This window comes from Tessaracoccus sp. OS52, from assembly GCF_020687685.1.
Lineage (GTDB): Bacteria > Actinomycetota > Actinomycetes > Propionibacteriales > Propionibacteriaceae > Arachnia.
Map to the genome: position 1 here is coordinate 34,470 of NZ_JAJEWM010000001.1, position 19,363 is coordinate 53,832.

The following is a 19,363-nucleotide window of genomic DNA, read 5'->3' on the forward strand; positions in this document are numbered from 1 at the left end:
TCTCGACGGAGCAAGAGCCGGCATGCCTCGACGACGTGGAGCAGCGGGCATCCGCAGCCCACCGGATCCAGCAATGAACGGGAGATCGCAGTGAGTATTGGACGCTACGCCGGTCGTGTCGTGGTCGTCACGGGGGGATCCGCCGGGATCGGTCGGGGCGCGGTGGAGGCGTTCGCGGAGCAGGGTGCCTCGGTCGTGGTCCACGGCCTGGACGACGCGGGGGTCTCCGAGGCAGTTGCGGCGGTCACCGCCGCGGGCGGCACCGCCGTCGGCGTGGCGGGTGAGGTCTCCGTGGAGGAGACCCACCGACGGGTGGTCGAGGTGGCGCTGCGGGAGTACGGCCGGATCGACCATCTGGTCACCTCGGCCGGGATCCAGACCTACGGCGACGCCGTGACCACCACCCCGGAGGACTTCGACCGGGTCTTCGACGTGAACGTCCGCGGCGTGTTCCTCGCCATCCACGCCGCCATCACCGAAATCCGGAAGGCCACCGGGACCATCACCCTGATCTCCTCGGTTCAGGGGGTCGCCGCCCAGAACAACGTCCTCGGGTACGCCATGACCAAGGGCGCCCTGAACGCGATGTGCCGCGCACTGGCGAACGACGAGGCGGCCCACGGAGTTCGCGTCAACGCGGTGCTGCCGGGCTCGGTCGACACCCCCATGCTGCGGACCGCCGCCGGGCAGTGGTCCGACGGAACACCTGAAGGAACCGAACGGCTCGTCGCCGACTGGGGACTCATGCACCCGCTGGGCCGCGTCGCGAAGCCGAGGGAGATCGGCAACGTGTGCGCGTTCCTCGCCAGCGACGACGCCTCCTTCATCACCGGAGCCGAGATCCGCGTCGACGGTGGACTGCTCGCCCGCATCTCGGCGCAATTGCCCGAGAAGGACTGACCACGGTTCGACCGCCGAGACCAGGCGGTCCAGAGGGGAGAGATCATGCTGCAACTCAGCGAGTTCCTGCCGCCACGGCCTGAGCGGTCGTGGCGGCTGCTGCGCCAGGCTGGGGTGGACAACGTCGTCGGTGTGCTCAACGGTGGCGAACAGGACCAGCGCATGTTCTCCTCGGTCGGGAGCACCGGTTGGAGGGCCGAGGTGCGGGGCGACGTGCCTTGGAGCCTCGCCGCCATCAGGCGAAACATGGAGATCTACGAGCAGTGGGGTTTCAAGCTCATCGCCACCGAGGACACCGCTCCGATGGACAGGATCCGGCTCGGACTGGACGGCCGCGACGAGGAGATCGAGCAGTTCATCGAACAGATCCGCGCCCTCGGTGAGCTCGGCATCCCGACCATGGCTTACAACTGGATGGCGGTGAGCAGCTGGGGGCGGACCGACCTCCAGGTCGAGACCCGTGGCGGTGCGCTGGTCACCGGGTACACCCGGTCGGTGGCGCAGGCGGGTCCGCCGCTTGCGGAGGAGGGCCTGTACACGGCCGACCAGATGTGGGATGCGCTCGAGTACTTCCTCAGGGCAGTGGTCCCCGAGGCGGAGCAGGCGGGCGTGCGGCTGGCCCTGCACCCCGACGATCCGCCCCAGCCTGTCGACCGCGGCGTGCCCCGCATCATGAGTTCCGTCGCGGCCTACCGTCGCCTCGTCGAGCTCTACCCCTCCGACCACAACGGCATGACTTTCTGCCAGGGCAACTTCGCCCTGATGCCTGAGGTCATCGACGGTGAGGTGACCCTCCCCGATCTCATCCGCGAGTTCGGCCGCGCGAAGATCCCCTTCGTCCACTTCCGGGACGTGCGGGGGACGGTCGAACAGTTCAACGAGACCTTCCACGATGACGGCCAGACCGACATGGCGGAGTGCCTGCGGGCCTACCGCGACGTCGGGTTCGACGGTCCCATCCGTCCCGACCACGTGCCCACCCTGGAGGGGGAACTCAACGACCGTCCGGGCTACGCGATGCTCGGTCGGCTCTTCGCGATCGGTTACATCCGAGGCCTGGAGCACGCGACCTACGGTCACCCCTCGACCAGGTGACCTGCGCGCGCCCGGGGCCGGTGAGCTGGTCACACCGGCTCATCCTGGAGGGCTTGGGGATCCCGGAAGCGGTGCGCGGCGCCGATGAGTGCGGCGTCCTGGTTGCCGGATTCCCGCTCGACGGGGACAGGTGGGTGCCCGGCAGGTAGCCGTGCAGCCAGACGCGGGGTGAACCAGCGCTCCAGCAGGTCCCAGGACCCGACGATCGAGCCCCCGATCACCACGAGGTCGGCCCGGAACGAGACGACCCATGGGGCAAGGGTGTCCGCAAGCGCGGTGAAGCTGCGCTCCAGCACCCGACAGGCGGGCTCATCCCCGCGCCGGGCGAGGCCCGCGATCTCGCGGACGTCGAGACGCTGCCCACTGGGCGTCTCGTAGGCCGAGACGATGGCTCGGCGGGAGAAGGTCTCCTCGATCGGGCGGCCGTCATGCTCCAGCAGGTAGACCCAGCCGTGGGGAGGCACGCAGGGGCCGTCCTCGACGGGTCTGCCCTCGTCGAGGAAGCAGGAACCCACCCCCGTCCCAAGCGTCAGGGCGATCACTCTCGAAGGTCGGCCCAGCAACTCGTACTGGCCGATCCCGAACGCCGTCACGTCGTTGACGAAGAACACAGCCGTGCCCAGGCGATCAGAGAGGAATGCGCGCAGGTCCACGCCCCGCAGCGCGCCGAACTTCGCGACGCCGTCGAAGTCGCCGATGCCGCGGGCGTAGTCGAACGGCCCCGGGATCGCCACCACCAGCGGGAGTCCGCGGTGGGCGGAGCCGAGCCCCTCGACCGCGGTCACGAACGTCTCGAGGATGGCGTCGGCGCTGCCGGCGCTGTCCAGGTCAACCCGCTGGGACGTCACCACCCGACGACGATCGGCATCCACGATCGCCGCGACGACGTGGGTGCCGCCCACCTCCAGGACCGCATGCATCAGACCGGCGTCCGGTTCGTGAAGCGCAGGTCGGGGCCGGTGATCGCGCGGGGCAGGTCCGTCCCGCGGACGAATGCTGTGACGGTCACGCACTCGGCCACGCCGTCGGCCGGCCTCACGACGTACGGACCCACGGCCGCGGGGACGATGAACGTCTCGGCGTAGTGGACCTCGAACGGCTCGAAGGCGCCGTCGGGGCTCTCGACGATGGCCGCCTCGCCCTCGACCAGGTTGAGCACGTGCACCGTCGACTGGGTGTCCCGGGGGGTTGGCACCGAGAACCAGTGCCTGACGGTGTTGATGAACTCCAGCTCGTGCAGCCCGGTGCGTTCCACCCGGTAGCCGTCGCCCTCCTCCAGGACCTCGACGCGGTTGATCAGGTTGCGCTTCACCCACTCGGTGTCGCGGTCCCACTGCACGTTCGGCCGCGCGTGGTGCAGGTGCACGGGGCGCGGCTTGCCGTCGAGCCCCACGCGGTCCCAGTCCCACATCTTGAAGGTGAAGATGTAGGAGGTGGCGGAGATCTCCAGCACCATGGTGTTGGCGGTGGAGCAGTGGACGGTGCCGGCGGGGATCAGCACGTGGTCGTGCTTCTTCGAGGGGAAGCGGTTGACGAACCGCTCCGCGGGGAACGAGCCCTCGCCCCGGTTCGCCTTCTCCAGCTCGTCGAACATCTCGTCGGGATCTGCGTCGGGCTTGAGCCCGAGGTAGACGCCGCCGTCCTCGCCGACGTCGAGCAGGTAGTAGCTCTCGTCCTGTGTGTACTTCATCCCGAACTGCTCCTGGATGTAGCTGGTCAGGGGGTGAACCTGCAGGGACAGGTTCCCGCCGCCCATTGTGTCCAGGAAGTCGAAGCGGATGGGGAAGTCGGCCCCGAAGCGGGCGAAGTTGCTGGGCCCGAGCAGCTCGATCGGCTTGCGGAGCACCAGGTTCATCGACGGCATCTCGACGCGGACACCGTCGATGTCCAGCGCGAGGGAGTTCTCCTCGGGGACGCAGTCGAACGCCCAGGCGTAGTTGGGGACGTCCCCGTTCACGCCCAGCGTCTCCTGGATCCAGTGGCCGCCCCACACTCCGGGGTCGAAGTAGGGCACCACGCGGAAGGGCCGGCGGACCGCCCCGTCGAGAGCGGCGCGGAAGGCGTCGCCGGTGATCAGCCTGGCGTCGTCGACCGACGTGGTGGTGTCCAGGAAGTAGTCCAAGGTTTCGTACATGCGCTTCTTGTGGCGGTCCGCGACTCGCCACTCCACGAAGAACCCGCGCTTGTACTTGCGCAGGATGTCCTCGTCGAAGTTGCTGCACCGCCAGTTGGGCATCCCGGCCCGCATCCGCAACTGGATCTCCCAGCGGGGCAGGTCCGCGAGGACGACGAGGTCGGCGTCGTCGGCGGCCAGCGCAGCGCCCCAGCCGACCAGGACGACCGCCCCGGTCCGGGCCGCAACCCGTTCGCGCAGCGCGGCCAGCCGCTCCTCGTCGTAGAAGTCGGACAGTTCGTACTGGGTGATGTAGCCGAACACGCGGTCTTCGCCGATGTTGTCGGCGATGAGACGGTCGATCTCATCGATCGGCTTGGCTGCCTCGTCGGGGACGCTCAGTACCTCGTCGAACCGGCCCGACAGGGCTTCCCGCACGGCTCCCTCATCGACTCCCGGGTAGCAGTCGACCACCACCAGCGGCCGGCTCTTGCCCTCGACGGCGGCGGCCAGTTCCGCCCAGGCGTCGGGCCCCACGAACACTCGCGTGCCATCGGGCTGGGCGAGGCGAGGGTCGACGTCGTAGTTCGGCTGATGACGGTGCATGCGGACTCCCTTGTGAGCGTTTGCATGGTAACGATACCAAGCACCGGCCGAAAAGGCCACGGGGGACACTACGACGGCGACCCGGTGACGACCTCGGTCGAGGGGAGTGTCGTGGTCACGGGCGGTGTCTGGTCCGCGCCCTCGATGCGGCGGATGGCCAGCTCCGCGGCAAGCCGGCCCAGCGCCATCGCGTCGTGTTCGATCAGACGGAGGGGGTAGTCGACGATGTCCGCGAGCTCGAAGGTGTCGAAGCCCACCAGTGGCGGCCTGTCGCCGGCCGCCCGATGCGCTTTGAGAAGGACACGCAGCACGGCGATGGTGTATCGGTTGTTGGTGGTGAAGAACGACTTCGGCGGCTCAGGAAGCTCCAGGAGCGCTCGGGTAGCGGCTTCCACCTGGTCCCGGTCCGGAGGGAAGCGCAGTACCAGGTCCTGCCGCACCGGGACGCCGGCCTGGATGTGCGCAAGCGTGAACCCCTGGTACCGGCGTGCCGCCGTCGCGATGGCGTCCGGACCGCCGATGAACGCCACCGGGTGTCGGCCCTCCTGCAGCAACTCCGCGACGGCGCGGTTCGCGCCGCCGATGTCGTCGACGAGGATCGTGTCCGCCCCGCCCTGCCGGATGGAACGTGAGGCGAGCACCAGCGGCACCCCGCTGGCCGCCACGGCCGCGAGGTGGGGGGCGTCTGCGATTGCCGGGACGACGATGAGACCGTCGATGTGCCGCGCCACAAGGTCCTGGACCAGTTGGGCCTCGAGGGCCGGGTCGTTGTGGGAGATGCCCGTGATGATGAGCCGCCCGGCCTTCTGGGCGGCCGACTCGATCCCGAGCAGGACCTGGGCGTAGTAGGGGTTGTCGATGTTGGTGATGATCACGCCGAGCAGCCCGGACTGCTGGCCGGGGCGCATCAGCCGCGCCGCCTCGTTGCGTGAGTAGCCGAGCTTCTTGACCGCGCTTCGGACGCGCTTGGCCAGGTCGGGGGAGACCCGGCCCCCGGCGACCACTCGCGACGCTGTCATGGTGGAGACGCCCGCAAGTTCTGCGACGTCCTTGAGGGTGGGCTTCCTCGCGGTACTGCTGGTGCCCCGGTTCATGCGCTCATAGTAGGCCGTCGCACTTGTTGCGTCGCCCCTTTGCGAGGAGCGACACCCGTGGTATCGTTACCAAAGTCCAAGGGCTACAGTCCAACGAGATCACAGCGAGGTGACGAGGATATGAAGCGGAATCGATCCATCAAGGCCACGGCGGTGCTGTCCACGGCCGCACTGGCAATGGGCGGCGCAACCATCGCCAGCCCCATGCTTGCGTCCGCGGCTCCACCGGAGAATGTCAACGAGTGCTCGTTGGTCTCCGAGCAGCTCCAGGTGACGTCCGCGCAGCCGGATGCGCGCACCGAACTCTTCGCCGAGTACGGCAACACCTCGGGCAACTGGGTGGGGGCGGACTCGACCTACTCGGCAGTGCTGAAGGACGGCACCATCGCGTGGCTGTTCTCCGACACGCTGCTGGGGACGGTCACCGACGGCGTCGTCGACGTGGACACAAGGGGTTTCATCAACAACTCCTTCATCCTCGAGCGCGACGGCGAACTCGTCAGGACCGTCACCGGTGGCACCGAGGAGGCGCCGGAAGCCGTCTTCGGGCCGCCGGCCGAGAACTCTTGGTACTGGCTCGGGGCCGGCTACGTGTCTCCCAACGGCCAGCTGCAGGTGGGCCTGAACAAGTACGACAAGTTCGGCCCGGGCATCTGGGACTGGACGTGGGACCAGTCCTCCATCGCGACGGTGGACCCGAGCACCTGGGAGGTGACCGAGATCGCGCCCGTCGAGCTGGACTCCAACGTCCAGTGGACCTCCTGGTACGAGCGCACCGAGGGCAAGACCTACATCTACGGCGTCGACGACCAGGGAGCGCTCAAGCAGGCCCACGTGGCGCGCGTCGCCGGACACGACCTCTCGCGGATCGACAAGTGGGAGTTCTGGACCGGCAGCGGCTGGAGCCGCGACGCCGCCGACTCCGCGCCGATCCTGGACCACGTCGCCAACGAGTACTCCGTGACGAAGTTCCGCGACGGCTACCTGCTGGTCACCCACGACACCTCGGAGATCTTCTCCAACAAGGTGGTGGCCTACACCTCGTGCGATCCCACTGGCCCCTTCGTAAACAAGACCGACCTGTTCCAGACCCCCGAAACGGGGCTCTGGGGCTCCTACGGCGATCCCAACATCTTCACCTACAACTCCCACGTCCACCCCGAGTTCAGCACCGACTCTGAGCTCCTGATCAGCTACAACGTCAACACCTTCGACAACGAGCACGTCTGGGACGACGTCACCATCTACCGCCCGCGGTTCTGGACCGTCACCGTGGCCGACTCCGAGAACAACAACTAACCCCCGTAGGAGGGAAAACCATGATCCGATTCACAAAGGCTTTCGCAGCCACCGCCTTGGCGAGCGCCCTGCTCCTCACGGCATGCGGGGGCGACGCCGAGGATCCCACCACCCCCGATGGCTCCGATCCGGCGGCCACCACGAGCGCCGACCCCAGCGGCGAGCAAACCAGCGAAGGTGAGGAGGCGCCCGTCTCGGGCACGATCAACTTCTTCACTGACAAGGCCGCCTGGGAGCCGTCGTTCGAGGAGATGAACGCCGCCAGCGGCGACATCCAGCTCGAGTTCACCGGCTACTCGGATCCGGTGGCCTACGACACCTACATCAGGCAGGCCTTCCGCACCGACGAGAAGCCGGACCTGTTCACGTGGCACACCGGCGGGCAGCTGGGTGAGCTCGTCGAGCAGGGACTGGTGGCGGAGACCAGCGACATCTGGACCGAGGCCGAGAGTGAAGGCCTGGTGCCGGAAGGGCTGAAGGACCAGTACACCTACGACGGCAAGCAGTACTGCGTGCCGCTGAACGTCGCCTATTGGGCCGTCTACTACAACAAGCAGATCTTCGAGGACAACGGCCTTGAGCCTCCCACCACCTGGGAGGAGATGGAGACGGTCATGCAGACCCTCCGCGACGCGGGGGTCACGCCCTTCCACCAGATGAACATCATCTTCGAGTTCGTCTACTTCCAGGCCCTGCTGGCCGGTCAGAACCCTGACACCTACCTCGGGATCCTGGACGGTAGCGCGAGCTACACCGACGAGGACGTCAACGTCGCCGTCGACAAGTGGGAAGAGATGATCAAGCGCGGCGACTTCATCGATCCCGGCGTCACGGGCGACCCGCAGGCCCTGCTCATGAACGGCGACGTCGCAATGGCCTACTTCGGCACGTTCTTCACCGGTCAGCTGACGGCGATCGACGCGGTCTCCGGCGAGGACTACGGCATCTTCATGTTCCCGAACCTCAACCCTGACACCGAGGAGCAGCCGATGATCCTCGAGACCGGCCCGCTGTGCGTCGGTGCCGGGTCCGAGAACGAGGACGTCGCGCTGGCGTACTCCAAGTGGTGGCTCACCACCGATGCCCAGACGGCATGGTCGGCGAGCCGCGGCGACGTGAGCTTCAACCCGGACGTCGAGATCGAGGATCCCGAACTGAGCGCCCTGGTCGAGTCCGTCAACGACGGTGCCCGCATCCTGCCCCGTTACCTCGAGGGCAGCCCGCAGCCCGTCTACCAGCTCTCCACGGAACTGTTCGGCGCGTTCGTCACCAGCCCGAGCGATCCTCGCGGTATGCAGGAGCGTCTGCAGGCGGCAGCCGAAGAGTACTGGGCCGAGAACTGATCCACCCCCAAATGGTCGGACGCCTCAGCGAGTCCACGGGCTACCACCCGACTCGCTGAGGCGCCCGCCGCCATGAGAACCGACCTTCCGCTTCCCCGAGGAGGGATGCCATGAGCACCACCACAGAGACGCGAGCCGGCAACCGGCTCTCCAGGGCACAACAGGAGCGTGTCACCGCCACCGCCTTCCTGGCGCCCGCGTTGCTCCTGTGCGGGCTCCTGCTCTACGCACCCTTCCTCTACACCTCCTACCTGTCCCTGACCGAGTACAACGGACTGGGGGATCCCGAGTTCGTGGGGCTCGACAAGTTCGCCCAGCTGTTCCAGGACCCGAACATCCTGAGCTCGATGCTCAACACCCTGATGTGGGTGGTCGGCACGCTGGTGCTCCCCGTCGGGCTGGGACTGATGATCGCCGTTCTGGCGCACGGGCTGAAGGGGTCGTTCTGGTTCCGGCTGCCCTTCCTCCTGCCCTACGCGATCTCCGGCATCGCCGTCGGCGTCATCTTCTCCTTCATCCTGCAGACCGACGGCGCGCTCACGCAGGCGCTCGAACTGTTCGGCCTGCCCTTCGCAGACTCCCGCTGGCTGCTCGACTGGCCCCTCAACACCTTCGTGATGATCATGGCCGCCACGTGGCAGGGCGCCGGCGTCAACGCGCTGCTGTTCGGCGTCGGCCTGCAGTCCATCCCCAAGGAGCCGCTCGAGGCCGCAAAGGTGGACGGAGCCACCGGCTGGCGGTTGTTCAAGAACGTGACCTGGCCGATGCTGGCCCCGATGACAACGGTGGTCGTCGGCCTCAGCATCGTCGGCTCACTGAAGACCTTCGACATCGTGTGGGGCATGACCAAGGGCGGCCCCGGCCGAGCCTCGGAGACCCTCGCGATCACCATGTACAAGGCCAGCTTCATGATGAATGACTACGGGCTGGGAGCCGCTGTTGCCCTGCTCCTCACCATCGTCACCGTCACCGCGTCGCTGCTCTACCTGCGGCGCCAGCTCGCGCCGGCGAAGGAGTTCTGACATGCAGCTCGCACGCAAACTGATCCTGGTGGTCCTGGGCCTGATCTGGCTGATCCCGATCTACCTGATGGTGATCAACGCCGCCAAGCTGTCGTCGAACTACGGCAACGCCACGGTCTGGATCCCGAGCGACCTCAGCGGCCTCTTCCAGAACTTCGCCGACGCCCTCGACCGCGGCCGCATCGCACGCGGCCTGACGTCGACGTTCATCTACTCCATCGTGTCGCCGATGGTGGCCGTGATCATCGGCGCCATGGCTGGCTTCGCCATCGTCGCGCTCAAGGTGAAGCGGGCGTTCATGTGGTTCGTCATCATCTTCAGCGCCACCGTGTTCCCGATCCAGATGGTGCTGATGCCGCTGTTCATCGGCTACGTCGAGGCGGGCATCTTCGACACCCGCGTGGGCATGATCCTCATCTACACGGTGATCTCGGTGCCGTTCTCTGCGTTCGTGATGCGCAATTTCTTCTCGGGCATCGCGCACCAGGTGTACGAGGCGGCGGCCATCGACGGCGCCAGCGCGTTCCAGACCTTCTTCCGGATCTACCTGCCCATGTCCAAATCGGCGCTGTTCGCGGTGTTCATCCTGCAGGCCACGTTCATCTGGAACGACCTGCTGCTGGGCCTGTCGCTGTCGCAGGACCAGGACGTGCGCCCGGTGATGACCACCCTGGCCGCGATGCAGACCACCTACGGCGGCTCCACCATGCCCGTGGTGCTGGCAGGAGGCCTGCTGGTCTCGCTGCCGACCATCGTGTTGTTCCTGTTCACCCAGCGTTACTTCACCCAGGGACTGGCCCTGGGGCAGTACTAGGAGTTGCATGTCCATCCCCACCGTCCACAACTTCACCAGCGCCACCGTCGTCGACCGTTACGACGACATGATCAACCCTCCTGGCCTCACCAACCATGTGGTGGTCGCCCAGGTGGATCACGACGTCCTGGCCGTGCGGTCGGTGAACCTGCCTCCCCTGTCGCAAGGGGACTGCGTCACCGGCAGGCTCCTGCTCGACGGCGTGCTGGCGCAGAGCCTCGGGCAGCCGGTCGAGCACGTCTGGCGACCGGACCGGGTTACGCGGACCACGCTGATCGACGCCTGGCGCCTTGAGACCGTCACCGTGGTGCCGCCCGGCTCCCCGGGCGTCGTCGTGCGGATCAGCGTCACCAACTCGGCGCAGGAGGAGCGTGAACTCGACCTCGGGGTGTGGGTGGACTCGCAACTGGTCAAAGCCATCCCGTGGCGCCGGGCGGTGCCGCCCCGCGGTCACAACCGGCAGGTGCCGGAAGGGGCGCGACGGCGGGGTCACCCGGCGTCGCCGCCCAAGGGCATGGCCTACTTCGGTGCCCTCGAGCCGTCGGCGGACGTGACCACCCTGCAGGGGTTGGTGAACCTCGACGGCTCCGACGTGACGGACGTCTCAGAGGACGCCAATGTCATCCGGACCAGGACCACGCTCGGCCCCGGGGCCACGTGGGAGGGTGCCTTCATCCTCGTCCTCGGGGACGAGGGGGCCGACGTCGACGGCGCCTTCCAGGCCCTCGCGGCAGACGTCGACGGTGCCATCAGCGCCTCCGAGGAGAGCTGGAACCGCGAACTCGCCGACCTCTTCGAGCCCGGCGGTGAGATCACGAGCGGGTCGCTGCCGCTGCTGGAGACCAGCAACGACGCCCTGCGCCAGCTCTACTGGTGGGGCGCGATGGGGGTGCTCTGGTTCCGCCGCGAGAACCCCGCCGGCGTCAGGGCCCGCCACTACGACACGCTGATGCCCAGGTACTGGCAGACCACCACCTTCATCTGGGACTATTCGCTGTCCTCGATGGTGCACGCGCTGTCCGACCCCGAGGAGATGCGCGAGCAGATCCTGCACTGGATCGGTCTGGACATCAACGAGCACTTCGGCACCGAATGGCTCACCGGCGGCCCGGCCGGCAACTGGTACTCGGTCAACCAGTACGCCATGGTCCGGCTGGTGAACGACTACGTGACCCTGACTGGCGACACGGCCTTCCTGGACGAGCAGGTGGAGATCGCGGGCGACACCAGCAGCGTCGGGGACCACGTCAGGCAGTGGGCGCTGGAGTGGCGCGACAAGCGCGTCGGCTCCGCCCTCGCGGACTACGGCGAGATCGACAACCTGCTGGAGTGCGTCTCCACCTACGTGCACGAGGTGGCTTCCCTGAACGCGGCCAACGTCTGGTGCATGCGGACCGCCGCCGCCCTGTCCAGGTTGCAGGGTCTGGAGGAGGAGGGCGCCGACCTGGAGCGGCAGGCGTCCGACCTGGTCCCCGAGATCATGGCGCTCTACCGGAGCGGGCAGGGCTACTTCAACGCCCGCCACCCCGACGGGTCGCTGGTGCCGGTGCAGCACTGCTATGACTTCTCGACGGTGGGGACCACCATCCCCGAGGACCTGCCGGCGGAGGTGCGCAGCGAGATGGTCCGGTTCTTCGCGGACCACCTCCGTACCCCCACCTGGATGCGGGCCCTTTCCGCGTCGGACCCCAACGCAGGCTTCTCCGTGAGGCCTGACCACCAGTGGAACGGTGCCTACCCGGCTTGGCCGGCGGACTCGGCCCGGGCTGCCATCCAGTTGGGTGGCGCGGGGATCGTCGCGGACTGGTTGCCGGGCCTTGCGCGCTCCACCAACCAGGGCCCGCCCGGGCAGGCCCACATGGTGGAGGAGGCAGTTCCTCACATCGACGGTGGCGCCCGCAAGGCGCCGCCCCAGTTCCCGTACCTGATCGACTGGTCCTGTTCGTCGGCCGGCGCGTGGTGTGAGTTGGTCGTCGAGTCCATCTTCGGGGTGCGTGCGGAAGCCAATGGCTCCGTCTCCGTGCGCTCGGCGCTGGAGCACTTCGATCCGGACGCCAGGCTCAAGGGCTTGCGGATCGCGGGCGTGACCTACGACGTCGATGCGAATGGAGTGCACCCCAGCGGGAACGGAGACGCCTCCTGATGTGGAAGCTGTCAGGCGAGCCAATGCACTACGCCTGGGGGTCGCCCACCGCGATCCCCGAGTTCCTCGGGAAGCCGGCCGGGGAAGCGCCGATCGCCGAGGTCTGGTTCGGGGCGCACCCGAAGGCGCCCTCCAAAGTGCTCGGGCTCGGCGGCTCCGACGTCCCGCTGGACCAGGCGATCAGGTCCAGGCCCTACCTGGTGGGGGACCGGGTGCTGGCCCAGCACGGGCCACGGCTTCCGTTCCTGGTGAAGCTGCTCGCCGCGGCCCGACCCCTGTCGCTACAGGTGCACCCCGACGAGGAAGGGGCGTCGGCCGGCTTCCGGCGCGAGGAGGCCGACGGCGTGCCGGCCGCCGAGCGCTCGTTCCGCGACCCCTTCCACAAACCTGAGGTGATGCTCGCCCTGGCGCCGACGCAGACCCTCGCCGGTTTCCGCCCGGTGGCGGAGGTGCGGCGGCTGCTGTCGGACCTGGACCTGCCTTGGGCGGACAGGATCTCGACCCTGCTGGTGAACGGTGACCTGGGCCCGGCCTTCCGTGCGCTCCTCGATCCCGGCGAGTGGGCCACGTTCGGTGGCGAGGTCCTGGCTCGCAGTGCCGAACTAGCGGAACGCGACTCCGCGTACCGGATGGTGGGCCAGCTACACCAGCACTACCCCGGCGACCCTGGAGTGGCCGCCTCGCTGATGCTCAACGTCGTCGGGTACGGGACGGGGGAGGCCCTGTTCGTGCCGACCGGCCAGCTCCACGCCCACGTCCAAGGGTTCGGCGTGGAGGTCATGGCTGCTTCCGACAACGTGATTCGTGCTGGTCTGACACCCAAGAAGGTGGACAAGGAGGCGCTGTTCGAAACGATGACGGCGCGGCCACAGACGCCCCAGCTCCGGCAGTTGACCCGCGACGGGCTTGACCCGGGAGTCGGGGAGTTCTCCGTTGCGGAGTACCTCCCTGGCGATTCCCTGCACCTCTGGGGGCCGAGCATCCTGCTGGCGCTCGAGGACCCCACCGTCTTGAACGGGATGCCACTCAAGCGGGGCGAGGCGGCCTTCGTCGCGGACGGGGAGGAACTGGACCTGGAGTTGGGGCGCGCGCTGGTCGTCCACGTGCCGCAGGGGTAGGCGGCCGACTTCCTTGCGCGGGCCGCGTCCTTGGGCTGGGTGATGGCGGGGGAGTTCCACTAGGGCCCGGAGATGCGCTCCTGGAGGATCTCGCGCCCAGGCCCGTCCAGGTCGTCGATGTACGTCGGTCTGCCGGCCATCGCCATGACCAGGGCCAGAGTCGAGCCGGCGACGACAGGGCCCGCGCCCGACTCGAACGGTCCGTCGTCGGCGCGCAGCAGGAGGCCGCGGGCGAGGGTGCGGCTGTTGACGGCGAAGTCGCGGCGGACGAAGAAGTCGGCGACGGCGGTCGTCGCCGCGAGGCTGGGGGTGCGATCCAGCCCCAGCGGCCGCCGGATGTCCTGGGCGTGGACGACCACCTCGCCCAGGAACGCGGCGATGTCCGCAGTGGGTGCCACGGTGTTTCCGACGACGGCCCGGAACCGGCCCAGGGTTTCGGCTGGCGTGCTCCCGCGGTGCTCGGCCAGCCGGCGCTGGTTATGGACGTCGGGCCGGAAGCCTACGGCGAGCATGCTGCGCAGCCACTGCCAGCGGCCCAGGCTCGCGGCCGCGATCAGGTGTGCGACGACGTCCTCGACGTCCCATTCGCCGCACAGGGTCGGGTGGTGCCACTGGGTTTCGGTGAGTTGCTCGAGGTCGTCGGCCAGTGCGGCACGTTCGGCGTGGACGAGGGCCCAGAACTTGTCTGGGCTCGGGGTCGGGGTGGGTCCTTCGACTCGCGGACGGATCCTTCGCCGCGCGCTGTGGTGCAGGGACGCGGATGGGTGGATAGATCCTGGGCCAGCCAAGCGGGAGGCTTCGACCGGGCGGCCCGAGACGGCCAACAGGAGATCGATGGCCCTGCCCTGCACCTCGGTTCCCGCTCCCCAGGATCGTCCCGATTCCGTATCCACCAGGCGGAGGCCCGATGCGCGCTCCCGGGGGCCACCGAACCCGACCGGCGTCCGCAACTGGTAGTCGAGCGCCTCGGCGACGGCGTCGTCGGGATAGCTGCTCTCGATTCCCAGCGGCCGGCGGATGTCCTCGCCGTGCACGATTGCCTCGACGAGGCGGGTCGCGAGGTTCGCCGGAGGCGTCAGCCTTAGATCCGTGACCTCATCGAGTGCCTGCAACGTGGAGTAGGCATCCGGCGCCTTCTCCCGTGCGATCCCGTGCTCGTTCGCGCGGTCGAAGTCCCCCCGTGCGGCGACCATGGAGCGCAGGAACCCGACCCTTCCCGTCTTCGCGGTGTCGACCAGGTGCGCCACGACGTCGTGCACGTCCCAGCCCGGACACAACGACGGCGTCCGCCACCGCTCTGGAGCCACTTCGGCCAGGTCCGAGGCGAGCCGCCGTCGCTCCTCGTGGACCACGCGCCAGACCTCGGCAGCTGACATCTTCATGAGAATCTCCTTGGTGCGACTGATACAGAAGTTGGCACTACTGTAGATGTAGTCTGGGTCAATGGTTTCGAGAAGGACTTACGGCTCCTACAACGACGGCTGCGCCGCGGCCCACGCGCTGGACCTGGTGGGGGACCGGTGGACGATGATCGTCGTGCGGGAACTGCTGCTCGGTCCCAAGCGGTTCTCCGACATCCAGCGCGACGTGCTTGGCATCGGGCCCGCGGTCCTGACGCAGCGGTTGCACGACCTCGAGGCCAACGGCGTCCTGCGCCGTCGGCAGCTGCCCGTCCCCGGACGCCCCGACGTCTACGAGCTGACCGACTGGGGGCAGCGGCTGGAAGCGGTGAACACGGCGCTGTCGATGTGGGCGGTCTCGTCGCCGGCGCTTCCCCTTGAAGCTGACATGAGCCCAGACACCATCGTCCTGGCCATGCGCGCCCACGCCCGGCCCGTCGCGGCCTACCGGGCGGAGCGATCGGTTCTGCTGAGCCTCACTGACTCCAGGCGGGACGACGCCGACCCCGTCACCTACCTGGCACGGATGTCCGCGCGCGAGACCACCGTCGTCAGGGCGGCTGAGCCGGACGCGGCCGACGCCGGGGTCTCGGCCACCACGCGGGACTGGAAGTCCTGCATCATCGGGGGCATCCCACCGTGGGAGCAGGGAGCGGTCGCGGTTTCCGGAGAGGCCGACGTGGTCGAGCAACTCTGGCGGGCCACGCGGCTCCAGGAGGGCTGAGGCCCCGAGCCCTACGCTGACCAGATCAGCATCCCTGTCCCGCCCACCAGTTCCGACGCCTCGCGCGACGGCGTGCTGCGCCATCCCCAAGGATCCCGGCGGTCGAGTCCTACCGGCAGACCGTGCTCCGGATCTGGCCGCGGTGCCGACCCGGCCGGGCGGCGACGGCGGGCGGATTTTGGGTCTGGCGGCGGCGGGCGCAGTTTGTTAGCCTGATCGGGCGCGAACCGCGCGCTCCAGGAGCCTCGTGAAGGGAGTGAGAGAGATGTCACCAATTGCCGTGTGCCCAAACTCGAACCCCCAGTCATTTGAGGCTCCCGCCGCCTGACATTCGTCGCCGGGTGCCTCCTTTAGGAGAACACCCTTGCCAAGCCTTCTTTCGTCGTTCAGTTGGAGCGACGCTCCGAACACCGCCTATGTTGACGACCTCGCCGACAACCAACGCTGGTCCACCTGGGACACCATCGAGCGGCTCTGCCGCGGACCCGAACCCTGGCCGGACTGGGTGGTGACGGCGGCCGCCGCCATCGACACCGACCTCGGCCTCCTCAAGTCCGGCAAGGAGGCCGACGTCTCCCTCGTCGAGCGGGCCGTGCCCGACGACCCGGCGCGAGGCTGCGTCATGGCCGCCAAACGCTACCGCTCCAGCGACCGCAAGCTCTTCCACCGCGACACCAGCTACACCGAGGGCCGGCGCGTCCGCAACAGCCGTGACAACAGGGCCGTCGCGCGCCGGTCGGCCTACGGGCGGGCCGTCGAATCCGGCCTCTGGGCGCGCGCGGAGTGGAACGCGCTCACCACCCTGTACGCGGCCGGGGTTCCGGTGCCTTATCCCGTGCAGATCGACGGGACTGAGATCCTCATGGAGTTCATCGCCGACGGCGACGCCGCGGCCCCGCGGCTCCACCAGACCAGTCCGTCGGGATGGCAGCTGGGGTCCCTGTTCTCCCAGCTGCTGGATGCGATGCAGACGATGGCACGTCTGGGCCTCGTCCACGGCGACCTCAGCCCGTACAACACGTTGGTCACGGGAATCGAGGAAGGCGAGCCGCGGCTGGTGATCATCGACGTGCCGCAGCTGGTGGACCTTGCATCCAACCCGAACGCCTTCGACCTGCTGCACCGGGACTGCGTCAACATGGCGACGTGGTTCAGCGCCGCGGGCCACGCCGTCGACGCGGAGGAACTCCTCGGGGAGGTGCTGGCGCACGCCTGCTGAGGGTCCGCCAGCCTTGGATGAGCCCGCCGCCGCCCAGCGCCGGGGCTGGGCGGCGTCGGAGGCGTACTCGCTGCAGCGGGCTCCCACAGCCTCAGTACGCGGCGTCGGGCTATGACACCTGCGGTGAAGTTCCAGCGCGAGCTTCTCGGTCGAGAAGGTCCTTGAGCGCAGCGACCAGATCGCCCGCAGGGTCAGAGATGTCCATCTCGTTGCGGATGAACCCGAAGCCGACCTGGTACTCGGGATCGGCGAAACCGCACTGGCCGCCGGCGCCGTCGTGGCCGAACGACCGGGGACTGAGCCAGGGCGTCACGTCGGATGCCAGCTGCACCCCTGCTCCGAAGCGCTGGTAGGGCGGCCCGGGGTCGAAGAACCACGCGCCCGCGCTACGCGGAGCGGAGATCGCCGCCACCTGGTCCTCGTCGAGAAGACGTACGCCAAGGGTCTCTGTGACAGTGGCCGACCAGGTCCGGGCAAGTGCGGAGGCGGTGCCGACGCAGCCGACCGCGCCAAGGCCAGCGGTGAGGACGTCGGGATCGTTGAGGCCGTCGTCGTCCCCAAGTACCAGCTGCCGGGGCAGGCAGTTGCCCGCACTCAGGGATCGGGCGATCCACGCGTCTGCGTGCTCCGAGCCCGACGTGCGCTGACGTCGCCACGCCGACGTTGCACTGAGGTGGGCCCTTCGGTGCAGGTCAGTTGGCGAAGGCCCAAGCACGACGTCTGCCTTCAGAGGCGAGAAGACGCGTTCCGCGAGCAGGGTCCGCAGGTCAGTGTGAGCCATGCGGCGTACGAGTTCTTCGACGATGGGCCCGAACGTGAGTGCGTGGTAGGCGTGCGTGGTGCCGGGTTCCCACAGGGGCTCCTGAGCGGCGATGAGTGTTGCCCACTTCTTGCTGTCCAGGACCGTCTTCTTGTCGAGGTCCTCGATCGGTGCCGATACCCCAGCCCGATGGGCCAGGACGTCGCCGATGCTCAGGCCTCCCTTGCCGTGTGAGGAGAACTCCGGCCACACCGAACCGATGGGCTGCTCCAGGTCCAGCAGCCCGTCTGATAACAGCTGCATCAAGCCAACTACCGCAAGGCCCTTCGAGCTGGAGAAGTAGACGCTCGTGGTGTTCTCGTTCCATGGCTCGCCGATGGCAGGGTTGGCCATTCCGGTCCACAGAGACAGGGCTTCTTGGCCCCGGTGCCAGACAGACAGGGCTGCTCCGGTCCCTGGGGGAACTCCGTCCAGGAAGAGTTGGACCAACGGCTCCAGATCGGGACGTGCCCAGCCGTGCACGGCTGAGTCGATGACGTGCGCTTCCAGTAGTTCCATGCCTGCCTCTACAGTTGCAACGTTACAACGGAGCCTAGATCAGGGGCTGTCGAATAGTCAATGGATAGGTGGCAGGATGGGGGCATGCAGCCGAGAAACCCGGGAGTGACGCTCCGCGATGTGGCGCAGCGTGCGGGCGTGGCGGTCAGCACGGTCTCCAACGTCCTGAACAGGCCTGAGAGCGTCGCCCCCCAGACCCGGCTCCGGGTCACGCAGGCCATCAAAGAACTTGGGTACATCCGGAACGAAGCGGCCCGGGTGCTGCGGCTCGGGCTCAGCCGGGTGGTCGGACTCGTGGTCAGCGAGGTCTCCAGCCCGTTCTTCTCGCAGATGTCGCAGGCGATCGGCCGCGCACTGGCCGCGGATGGTTACGCCATGCTGCTCGGCGACAGTCTCCAGGATCAGGAGATCGAGGACAGGCTGATCCGGCTCTTCGAGTCCCAGCGAGTACAGGGTTTGATCTGCGCCCCGGCAGCAGCCAGCAGTTCGGTCCGGAGTATGGTGGCCGACCGCGGGCTGCCGTTGGTGTATCTGGATCACGCCGTCGAGGACTCCCAGGGCTGTTCGGTCTCAGTGGACAACATTGTGGGCGCATCCTTGGTCATCAGGCACCTTCATGGGATCGGCAAGCGGCGGGTCGCGGTGATCCGAGGAAGCGCGGAACTGCCACAGATCACCGAGAGAGTTGCAGGCGCCCAGGCGGCCGCTGCCGAGTGCGGCATCGAGCTCGAGGTGCTCCAGGCCTCGTCCTATTTCGTCGAGGGCGGAGTGGAGGCCGGCACCATTCTGGCCAGCCGGAAAGCGGGGGCCCGTCCAGATGCGGTCTTCGCGGTCAACGACTCCATGGCGCTTGGCGCCCTGTCTGCCGTTGTAGATCGAGGGATCAGCGTCCCGGACGAGATGGCCGTGGTGGGATACGACGACGTCGCCATGGCCACTATGGGGAGGGTCCCACTAACCACGGTGCGGCAGCCCGCAACGGGGGTTGGCCTCCGAGCCGCGGCGCTGATGGTCGCCGAATTGGAGGACGACGACGACAGCCATGTCCACGAGCGCACTGTCTTCACCCCTGAACTGGTGATCCGGGAGAGCACCGTTCGGTCCTAACCCGGCGGCGAACCTCACCTGCGGCCCTATTGACAGGCATGCTCGACG

At 68.0% G+C, this 19,363-nt stretch carries 16 protein-coding genes; 11 read left to right on the plus strand and 5 right to left on the minus strand.

Translation table 11 applies throughout. The features are described 5' to 3' along the window. The first annotated feature begins 90 nt into the window (after positions 1-90). Positions 91-900 (plus strand): SDR family oxidoreductase, encoded by an 810-nt coding sequence (locus LKO27_RS00155; protein WP_227734885.1) that lies wholly within the window; start codon positions 91-93, stop codon positions 898-900. Between the two features lie 45 nt (positions 901-945). After that, positions 946-1,995, plus strand: a complete 1,050-nt coding sequence (locus LKO27_RS00160; protein ID WP_227734886.1) for a mannonate dehydratase — start codon at positions 946-948, stop codon at positions 1,993-1,995. A 29-nt stretch (positions 1,996-2,024) separates the two neighbouring features. Here LKO27_RS00160 and LKO27_RS00165 read toward each other — a convergent pair whose 3' ends face one another. From LKO27_RS00165 to LKO27_RS00175, 3 genes are all read right to left on the minus strand, one after another. Beyond that, complete coding sequence (locus tag LKO27_RS00165) at positions 2,025-2,915, minus strand: ROK family protein (RefSeq protein ID WP_227734887.1); 891 nt, start codon at positions 2,913-2,915, stop codon at positions 2,025-2,027. Continuing rightward, complete coding sequence (locus LKO27_RS00170; protein WP_227734888.1) at positions 2,915-4,714, minus strand: class I mannose-6-phosphate isomerase; 1,800 nt, start codon at positions 4,712-4,714, stop codon at positions 2,915-2,917. Before LKO27_RS00170 ends, LKO27_RS00165 begins: the two co-directional genes overlap by 1 nt. A gap of 68 nt (positions 4,715-4,782) precedes the next feature. After that, positions 4,783-5,808 (minus strand): LacI family DNA-binding transcriptional regulator, encoded by a 1,026-nt coding sequence (locus LKO27_RS00175; RefSeq protein ID WP_227734889.1) that lies wholly within the window; start codon positions 5,806-5,808, stop codon positions 4,783-4,785. A 120-nt stretch (positions 5,809-5,928) separates the two neighbouring features. Here LKO27_RS00175 and LKO27_RS00180 point away from each other — a divergent pair, with 120 nt between their 5' ends. From LKO27_RS00180 to manA, 6 genes are all read left to right on the plus strand, one after another. Continuing rightward, positions 5,929-7,107 carry a DUF4185 domain-containing protein gene (locus LKO27_RS00180; RefSeq protein WP_227734890.1) on the plus strand — a complete coding sequence of 393 codons (1,179 nt, stop codon included), beginning with the start codon at positions 5,929-5,931 and terminating at the stop codon, positions 7,105-7,107. 20 nt (positions 7,108-7,127) lie between these two features. Beyond that, positions 7,128-8,450, plus strand: coding sequence for an ABC transporter substrate-binding protein (locus tag LKO27_RS00185; RefSeq protein ID WP_227734891.1), 1,323 nt, complete (start codon positions 7,128-7,130; stop codon positions 8,448-8,450). 110 nt (positions 8,451-8,560) lie between these two features. Further along, the gene (locus LKO27_RS00190) at positions 8,561-9,472 is read left to right on the plus strand and encodes a carbohydrate ABC transporter permease (RefSeq protein WP_227734892.1); all 912 of its coding nucleotides are present in this window, start codon (positions 8,561-8,563) and stop codon (positions 9,470-9,472) included. 1 nt (position 9,473) lies between these two features. After that, positions 9,474-10,286, plus strand: a complete 813-nt coding sequence (locus LKO27_RS00195) for a carbohydrate ABC transporter permease (RefSeq protein WP_227734893.1) — start codon at positions 9,474-9,476, stop codon at positions 10,284-10,286. 7 nt (positions 10,287-10,293) lie between these two features. Further along, positions 10,294-12,429, plus strand: coding sequence for a hypothetical protein (locus tag LKO27_RS00200; protein ID WP_227734894.1), 2,136 nt, complete (start codon positions 10,294-10,296; stop codon positions 12,427-12,429). Further along, the gene (gene manA, locus LKO27_RS00205; RefSeq protein WP_227734895.1) at positions 12,429-13,547 is read left to right on the plus strand and encodes a mannose-6-phosphate isomerase, class I; all 1,119 of its coding nucleotides are present in this window, start codon (positions 12,429-12,431) and stop codon (positions 13,545-13,547) included. The genes LKO27_RS00200 and manA overlap by 1 nt, the downstream gene beginning before the upstream one ends. 59 nt (positions 13,548-13,606) lie before the next feature. Here manA and LKO27_RS00210 read toward each other — a convergent pair whose 3' ends face one another. Beyond that, entirely contained in the window at positions 13,607-14,929 is a 1,323-nt protein-coding gene (locus LKO27_RS00210) for a maleylpyruvate isomerase family mycothiol-dependent enzyme (protein WP_227734896.1), read from the minus strand. Between the two features lie 61 nt (positions 14,930-14,990). On the opposite strand from LKO27_RS00210, the gene LKO27_RS00215 reads away from it, so the two are divergent. Together LKO27_RS00215 and LKO27_RS00220 are read left to right on the plus strand one after the other, a co-directional pair. Then, positions 14,991-15,671, plus strand: a complete 681-nt coding sequence (locus tag LKO27_RS00215; RefSeq protein WP_227734897.1) for a helix-turn-helix domain-containing protein — start codon at positions 14,991-14,993, stop codon at positions 15,669-15,671. A 364-nt stretch (positions 15,672-16,035) separates the two neighbouring features. After that, a complete protein-coding gene (locus LKO27_RS00220; protein WP_227734898.1) occupies positions 16,036-16,890 on the plus strand; it encodes a serine protein kinase RIO in 855 nt (284 codons plus the stop codon). 109 nt (positions 16,891-16,999) lie between these two features. On the opposite strand, the gene LKO27_RS00225 is transcribed toward LKO27_RS00220, so the two are convergent. Beyond that, positions 17,000-18,208: a serine hydrolase domain-containing protein gene (locus LKO27_RS00225; RefSeq protein WP_227734899.1), complete on the minus strand. Its 1,209-nt coding sequence runs from the start codon at positions 18,206-18,208 to the stop codon at positions 17,000-17,002. A gap of 84 nt (positions 18,209-18,292) precedes the next feature. Between LKO27_RS00225 and LKO27_RS00230 the strand changes: the two genes are divergently transcribed. Next, positions 18,293-19,315, plus strand: a complete 1,023-nt coding sequence (locus LKO27_RS00230) for a LacI family DNA-binding transcriptional regulator (protein WP_227734900.1) — start codon at positions 18,293-18,295, stop codon at positions 19,313-19,315. The last annotated feature ends 48 nt before the right edge of the window (positions 19,316-19,363 follow it).